This is a genomic window from Spongiactinospora gelatinilytica (genome assembly GCF_003236385.1).
GTDB lineage: Bacteria > Actinomycetota > Actinomycetes > Streptosporangiales > Streptosporangiaceae > Spongiactinospora > Spongiactinospora gelatinilytica.
This window is the reverse complement of sequence record NZ_POUA01000380.1, coordinates 1-7263: the sequence shown is the minus strand read 5'-3', so window position 1 is coordinate 7263 and position 7263 is coordinate 1. Positions and strand designations below refer to the sequence as shown.

The window sequence follows — 7263 nt, the reverse complement described above, 5'->3', positions numbered from 1 at the left end:
AGATTTGTATAAGAGACAGGGGATGGGGAAGGTGCGTCCGTCGGAGACGCGGATTTCGAGGGTGTTCGGGCCGGTCCACTTGACCGAGTCGAAGGTGTCCTCGGGGACGTCGTCGTTGAAGCAGCCGAGGTCCCATTCCCTGCTGAGCAGGCCGTTCTCCTTGCGGAGGCTGAGCCAGGTCACCATGTCCGGCCCGAGGCCGGCCATCGACTCCTGGAGCCGGATCCCGTACGGGCCAGGGCCGTCGAGGTAGCCGGCCTCCTCGATGCCGCCGAACGTCTGGAAGACCCAGCCCATGAGCAGCGCGCCGGCCAGGCCGAGGCCAGCGAGGGTGCCGATCAGGACGCGTAACCACAGCCACCGCAGTTCGATGGCGGCCCCCGCCAGCAGCAGGCAGGCCAGCACGCCGAGGGCGAACGGATGGTTCAGGTATTCGCGTACCAGCACCAGGTCGGAGTCGTGGAAGTACACCAGGGCGGCGAGGCCGGCCGTGCAGAGCGAGGCGGCCAGTAACGCGAGTGAGCGGGGAGACATCGCGGATCCCATCGGTGAGGTGGCATCAAGATCATGACAGTCACCGCCGTACCGGGGCCGCCGGATGCACACGATCCCCACGAAACCCGCACAACTAGGTATGGGGGACGAGCAGGGCGAAGAGGCGGACGGCGACGTTGCCGTCGGGGAGGGGGGACTCGGCGTGGGCGGTGACCGATTCGCCGGTGGGCCACGGGTCGTTGTCCAGCAGGACCTCGTTGGTCTGGAGGTGGCCGTCGTGGTGGGCGGTGAACAGGCGCAGGCCGTGGACCTGGCGGCTGAGCGGTTCGGCGCGCAGCGCGTCGAGGAGGCGGTCGAGCAGTGGGGCGGCCGAGGGGACCGGGCGGTCGGTGAAGAGGTTGATCTAAGGGCCCAGTACGACCTCGAACGGGCCGCCCGGGTGCTCATACCGCTGCCGTTCGACCTGGTCAGGGGCCGCGCCGGGACGTAGCAGGCCCTCGACGATCGGGTGCAGCGCGCCGAGTTCGAACATGCGCGTCGCGCGGCCGATCGCGTCGCGCCAGGTGGTGCCGTGCCCGGCGAAGCTCTCCACCAGCCAGGGCCGGGCCAGGGCCGGGTGCGACACGGCGAAGTCGACCTGGGCCATCGCCAGGCCGTCAGGAGCGGGGTGGACGTACAGTTCGGCGCCGACCTGCGTCTCACCGCCGAGCGGTACGCCGTGCGCCCGCAGGAGTTCAAGGAACACCGCTCGCGGCGAGGGTACGCCGCCGTCACCGTCCCCAGCCGGTGACAGGTCCTTGGCCAGGGTGCTCTCGCCGAGCACCAGGTCCGACAACTGCGACCCTGCGTGCAGCGCGTTGTTGATCGCGTCGAACTCCGCGCTGCGCAGCGCGATCCGCTCGACCTCGGCGCGCCCGCCCCGCTGCGCGCGGTCCAGGGCCGCCGCGAACACCGGTTCGGCCGCGAGCCTCATCTGTCCGCCGGGGGTGGTCAGCGTCTCCGGGTACAGGACGTCCGGCAGCAGCCGCCGGGTGTACGCCATCGGCAGGAAGATCAGCAGCCGCTCGGCCAGCCAGGACTCGACCCCGGCCCCGGTCAGCCGCTCCCAGATCTCCTCGTCGCTCGGCGGCTCCTCGCCCGCGCACAGCGCGGCGACGCCCTGCGCTACCCGGACGACGTGGCCGGACTGGTCTTCGTGGACCCCACCGCCAGCGGTACCCCGCCCGGTTCGGCGCTGGTGCGCACCCTGTCGTTCGCCTTCGTCTCGCGCGTGCTGCGGCTGCGCGCGCTGCTGCCCACCGCGAACTCCCGGTCGATCCGCGAACTCGCCGGCACCCTGGCGGCCATGCCGCGCCACATGCGCGAGGTCGCCGACGCCTTCGAGCGGCGCACCCTGCCGCCCGTCCCGGTACGCGTGATCACCGCGGGCAAGCGCCCCCGGATGCCCCAGACGCAGCTCGCGCACCTGAACTCCAGCCACCAGGCCCTCGCCGACGGTTCTCCGCACGGACGGCTCATCGTCGCCGAGCGGGCCACCCACCAGATCCCCTACGAGCAGCCCGAGATCATACTCCAGACGATCGGCGAGATCCTATGAGCACAGCTCAAGCGCGACCTCGACGCGGAGAAGCGTCTCACCTCGCAGTGGGGGGTCAAGGTGGTGCGCGGGCAGGGTGGTGCAGAAACCCTTGCCTCGCGCGCTCAAGGGCAGGCCCAAGGTAGCGACCCGCACCGACAAACCCGCCTGCCCCCCGGCGATCTTGTAAGCCCGGCCCAGGTGTACCTCCCGAAGGGCTGCGCCGCGTTGGGGGTGCTCGGCGGCCGAGGCGTATGCCCAGGGGTCAGCTTGCGGGGATTCTTCCGGGGCCGGTGAAGAGATCGGAGAGTTCGGTGCGGTTGTTGACGCCGAGTTTTTCGTAGCTGCGGTAGAGGTGGTTGCCGACCGTGCGGGAGGCGATGCCCAGGGCGGCGGCGATCTGGGCGTTGGTCTCGCCGCGGGCGGCGCGGAGCGCGATCTGGTACTCGCGGCGGGTGAGGGCGGTGGCGTGGCCGGTGTCCAGGGCAGGGGTGCGGGCGCCCTCGCAGAGGGCCGCCCATTCGGCGGCCCGCCAGGCGCATCTGCGCGCGGAGCCCTTCTTGCCCATGGCGAGGTGGGCCGCGCTCGCCTGGGAGACCGCCTCCGCCGCGGCCAGCATCGCGCCCAGCGCGGCGAACTCCGCGGCCACGCCTTCCAGCCCCGGCCCGTCGCCGGCGGCCAGCGCGGTGGCGTGGCGCAGGTACAGCGCGGGCAGCGGCCCGTCGACCGCCCCTCCGGACAGGGCGGTGAGGCGGGGCAGGGCGGACGCGGGCTCGCCCAGGCGTACCGTGTCGTGCAGGAAGGACAGCTCCCACGCGGGCGCGCCCATGAACCTGGCCCGCTCTGCCGCGCGTGAGCAGATCGCCACCGCCTCGGGGATGTCGTGCTCGGCCGCCGCGATGGCCGCCGCCGCGGCGTCCATGGCGAAGGCGAACAGCGTGAAGCCCTCACTCGTGCGGGCCTCGGCCAGCAGCCGCCGCGCGTCGTCGAGCCGGCCCAGCAGCACCAGGGAGTGGGCCAGTTCGGCGGCGCCGATGTGGGCCAGCGAGAGGGCGTCGGCCTCGCGGAAGAGCCGCCGGGCGTCGCGCAGGTGGCGTACCGAGGCGGCGGCCCTGCCGGTGAGCCGGGCCGAACGGCCGAGGGCCAGGGCGGACACGCCCGTGGCGTACGTCCAGGCGGTCGGGTTGGCGATCATGGTGTCGTGCCAGTCCCTGGCGGTGGTCTCGGCCTCCTGGAACGCGCCCGCGAACTGGAGGGCGAAGATCGGCCCGAGCACCGGGGTGCCGCGCAGCCAGGGCACGACCGCCGAATGGGCGTCCATCCGGGCCATCGCGCGCCGCCCGGTCGCGCACGCCTCGCCGGTGCGGCCGGTGAACGCCGCGACCAGCGCGTGGGTGAGCAGCCGCACGGTCTCGCCCGGCTCGCTGAGCACCGGCATGTCCGCGAGGTCGCGGGCCACGTCGAGGGCGGCGGTCAGCTCTCCGCAGTACGCGAGCCAGCCCGCGTACACCGGCCCGAGGTCGTCGCGCCACGAGGAGGCCAGCATCGCCGGCGCGGCCCGTTTCATCAGCCGCAGCCCCTCCTCCACCCGGCCGAAGCCCCACAGCAGGTTGATGCTCCGCACGAAGTCGAGACGGACGCGCACCTCGGCGCTCGCCCATGCGGGCGGGTCGGCGTAGAACTCCTCGGCGCGTTCCGGCTCGCCGCTGAACACCAGCAGGTCGCCGAGCAGCGGCACGGCCTCGTGGCTGCCCGCGGCGACCGCGGCGGAGAGCAGCCGCCGGGTCAGCGCGAGGTCGGAGCCCGCCCACGCCTGCCTGGCCGCCGCCACCAGCGATTCCGGCGTGGCCGGGGTGCCGCTCTCCAGCCGCCACAGCGCGATCCGCAGCGTGTCGCCGCGGCGGCGGGCGCCCTTGCGCGCGATCACGTCGGCCAGCTCGGCCTGCCGGGTGCGGGCGAGGGTCATCGGCAGCGTGGCGCGTACCAGATCACCGTGCAGCGGATGGCCGAGACCGGTCTGGAGCCGGTCGCCGTCGCGATCGACGCGGATCAGCCCGGTGCGTTCCAGGGCCTCGACCGCTGCGGGCGAGGTGAGGCCGGTCAGCATGTTCAGCCCGAGCGAGCCGGCGAAGGCCAGCAGCTCGACCGCGTGCCGCTGGTCGCAGTCGAGCCGTTCGATCCGGGCCCGGATCAGCTCGCGCAGCCGGGGCGAGGCCGTCCAGGGGCCGCGCCACAGCCAGACGCCCTCCACGGCGGCCAGCGCGCCCACCTCGCGCCCGGACTCCACCAGCTCGCGCAGCAGCAGCGGGTTGCCCCGGGCCGCCGCCTGCAACCGGGCCAGGGTGGAGCGCTCCACCTGGCCGTCCAGGGCCGCCGACAGCGCGGACTCGACCTCCGCGTCCGACAGCGGGAGCAGGTCGACGCGGCGCAGCACGCGTTCTTTCCACAGCGCGGTCAGCGTGGCGGGGGCGGGCTCGCCGTCGCGCACGGTCACCGCCACACGGGCGCCGCCGGAGCGGGCGAGGTCGGCCAGCAACAGCACCGAGAGGTCGTCCAGGAGGTGGGCGTCATCGACCCCGACCACCAGGGCCCGGCCCCCGGCGGCGGCCCGCAGCGACTCGGCGGCCTCCTGCACCGGGTTCCAGGCGGAGAACGGCTCGGCCCGGGGCGGGAGCACGCGTTGCAGGGCGTGGAACGGGATCTTGTCCCCGGAGGAGGCGTACGCGACCGTGCGCAGCACCTTGACCGACCGGTCGCCCCTGGCCAGCCGGTTGAGCGCGTGGCGCATCAGCTCGCTCTTGCCGGTGCCCGCCGGACCGGCGAGCACGACCCCCGCGTACGCCTCCTCGGCCCGCCCGTTGCCGGCGCGCTTCGGTCGGCGTAATGCCGCGACGATCGTGCTCATTTCGCTTTCGCGACCCACGAACGGCCATCCTGCGCCCATGACCAATAGTATGGCCCCGGCGCCGCCGTTATGCGGACTTACGGTGCGCCGTTTCCTGCGGCGCGGGCCGCCGCATTCTCCTGCCGCTTGACCCGCCACAGCACATACAGCCAGGTCGCCATGGAAATGGCGCCGAATATCACGAACAGCACGATCATCTTCTGGATCTCGCCGGCTTTCGGGGCCTCGTCGGTGTCGATCAATGTGAGATAGACGAAACAGAACGCCGTGGGGGCGAAGATCGCCGCCCAGGCCGCCTTGCTCCACCGGAACAGGTGGTAGCCGTCCAGGAAGCGCATCGGCAGTAGTGCGAACACCACCGTGCTGAGCACCGTGAGCGTCATCGTGCCGAGCAGCAGGTCGGCGAACCGGGTGACCTCCGCCGAACTGCCCGCCTCCATCGCCTGGTCGCCGGGCGCCCAGGCCGCGGACATGGCCACCGCCACGGCCAGCGTGAGCACGGAGGTGACCAGGATCGCCCGGCCCTTGGTGGCCGCCTCGGCGGCCTCGGGCGGGCCGGCCGCGCCGGACGCCTGCCGTACGCTGAAGACCGCTACCAGGCCGTACACGTACTCCGGCTCGAACCCGAACGCCAGCGACAGCCCCGCGCACACCCCCGCCACGCCCAGCGCCGCCGGGAGCACGCGCATGAACGTGGTCTTGGCGCCCATGAAGGACACGGCGTGCGGGAGCCAGCCGTACGTGAGCGTGGTGATCAGGACGGCGACGAAGAACGCCACGATGAGCGCCAGCATGTTGGCCGGGGAGAACCGCCCGTCCGGCCGCAGGTCGGAGTTGCCCAGCGTGAGCAGCGCGGTGGCGGCAACGGTGAACAGCAGGAGCTTGGTACGCGGCGACAGACGGGTGCCCCGGGGCGGGCGGGCTCTCTCCTCCACCGCTTTGTTGAACACGTCGGAGGGAAATCCGAGCAGCGGCAGGATGAAGAAGGGAGCGGTCACCAGCAATATCAGCAGTATCACGAGCAAGGTCGAGATTCCCGCCTTGACCGGGTCCCACTGCATGTCACCTAATGAACCGAAAGATGCCGGAATGCTAAACCGTAGTGCGATTTGTGACTGTATTTCCAAGAATGCGGTTGCGGATACCTCCGCGCCCGCCGCCGGCGCCACGCTGACCGCGCCGCCCTCGTCGGCGGATCCCATTTCCCGCAGCGTGACGGCGGGCGCCGGGGTGGAGCAGGACAACCGCACGGTGTGGCGGCCCGGCGCGGTCTCCCTCGGTACGGTGAACATCGCCCGGATCGTGGTGCCCACGCTCAGCCGCTCCGGCGCGAGCGCGTTCCCGTCGAGCGTCAGGCGCGTGTCCGTACACCCGGGCGGGAAGCCGCGGCCCTCCAGGCTCACCGGCCGGCCCCGCCCGGCGACCGGCGGATCGAGGAGCAGGGCGGGCGTACCGGTCCCGCGCTCGGCGTTCCGGCCCGGGGCCGGGCTCGGGCTTTCCGTCGGCGTGGGCGAAGGCCCGGGCGGCGTGGTCGCCGGAGGCGGCAGCGTCGGAGTGGGCTCTTCGGTGGGCTCTTCGGTGGGTTCCTCGGTGGGTTCTTCGGTGGAAGGTGGCGAGGAGGATTCCCCGCGCCGCGTGGGGGTTTCCGTAGGCTCGGTCACCGTCGGGGTGACCGTTGGGAGCGGCCTGACACGGAAGGTGGCCTCGGCCTGCCGGTCGGAGTCGTCCGCGCAGTACACGGTGACGGTCGTGCGCTGCGGGTCCGCCTCCTCCGGCACGGTCAGCGGGACGCTGAACTCGGCCGACTCCGCCTCCATGGGATCGTCCGACAGCGCCGTGCCGCCCTGCGACATCGACACCCGGTAGTCGCCGCCCGGCCCCGGCGGCTCGTCGATCCGGCAGTACAGGCCGTAGACCTGCAACGTGATCTGCGCACCCGGCCGGGCGGATTCCGGGGACAGATCGATCTTGAGGTGCGGGATCACCCTGAACGTCGCTTCCGGCGAGGTCTCATCCGACATCGGGCAGTGGACGCTGACGTCGTGGTCGCCGGGGGCGGCGTCGGAGGGCACCTGGAACGTCGCCGCCAGTCCCTCGACGCTCGTCGTACCGCCGTAGATCACGGTGCCGTCCCACAACACCTTGAAGGGCCCGTCCAACGCGTCTTCGTCGGTCGCCGTGGGACAGTGCAGCCCACCGTCGCTGATCTCCACGCTGTCGCCCGCGTACCCCCACGTCGGCGACAGGTCGGGCGGGGTGGGTGCCGGCTCCGGCCCGACCTGTCGCC

Annotated in this window: 4 protein-coding genes and 1 pseudogene; 1 reads left to right on the top strand and 4 read right to left on the bottom strand. The window is 72.5% G+C overall.

What is annotated here, in order from left to right:
- Together C1I98_RS32235 and C1I98_RS45885 are read right to left on the bottom strand one after the other, a co-directional pair.
- Positions 1–534 (bottom strand): hypothetical protein (locus C1I98_RS32235; protein ID WP_146607768.1); only part of this gene is annotated, 534 nt, incomplete at its 3' end.
- A gap of 94 nt (positions 535–628) precedes the next feature.
- Positions 629–1468: pseudogene (locus C1I98_RS45885) on the bottom strand (DUF6348 family protein).
- 204 nt (positions 1469–1672) lie between these two features.
- Here C1I98_RS45885 and C1I98_RS43275 point away from each other — a divergent pair.
- The gene (locus C1I98_RS43275; protein WP_199537366.1) at positions 1673–2092 is read left to right on the top strand and encodes a hypothetical protein; all 420 of its coding nucleotides are present in this window, start codon (positions 1673–1675) and stop codon (positions 2090–2092) included.
- Positions 2093–2336: 244 nt separating this feature from the next.
- Here the strand turns inward: C1I98_RS43275 and C1I98_RS32220 are convergent, their stop codons facing one another.
- Both C1I98_RS32220 and C1I98_RS41985 read right to left on the bottom strand, forming a co-directional pair.
- The gene (locus C1I98_RS32220; protein WP_111171131.1) at positions 2337–5015 is read right to left on the bottom strand and encodes a helix-turn-helix transcriptional regulator; all 2679 of its coding nucleotides are present in this window, start codon (positions 5013–5015) and stop codon (positions 2337–2339) included.
- 38 nt (positions 5016–5053) lie between these two features.
- A partial coding sequence (locus C1I98_RS41985; protein WP_199537365.1) for an FGLLP motif-containing membrane protein occupies positions 5054–7263 on the bottom strand: 2210 nt, incomplete at its 5' end.

Bases quoted from the DNA above. Each gene is read 5' to 3' on its own strand.
- C1I98_RS32220 (WP_111171131.1), bottom strand. From the start codon at position 5,015: ATGGGCGCAGGATGGCCGTTCGTGGGTCGCGAAAGCGAAATGAGCACG.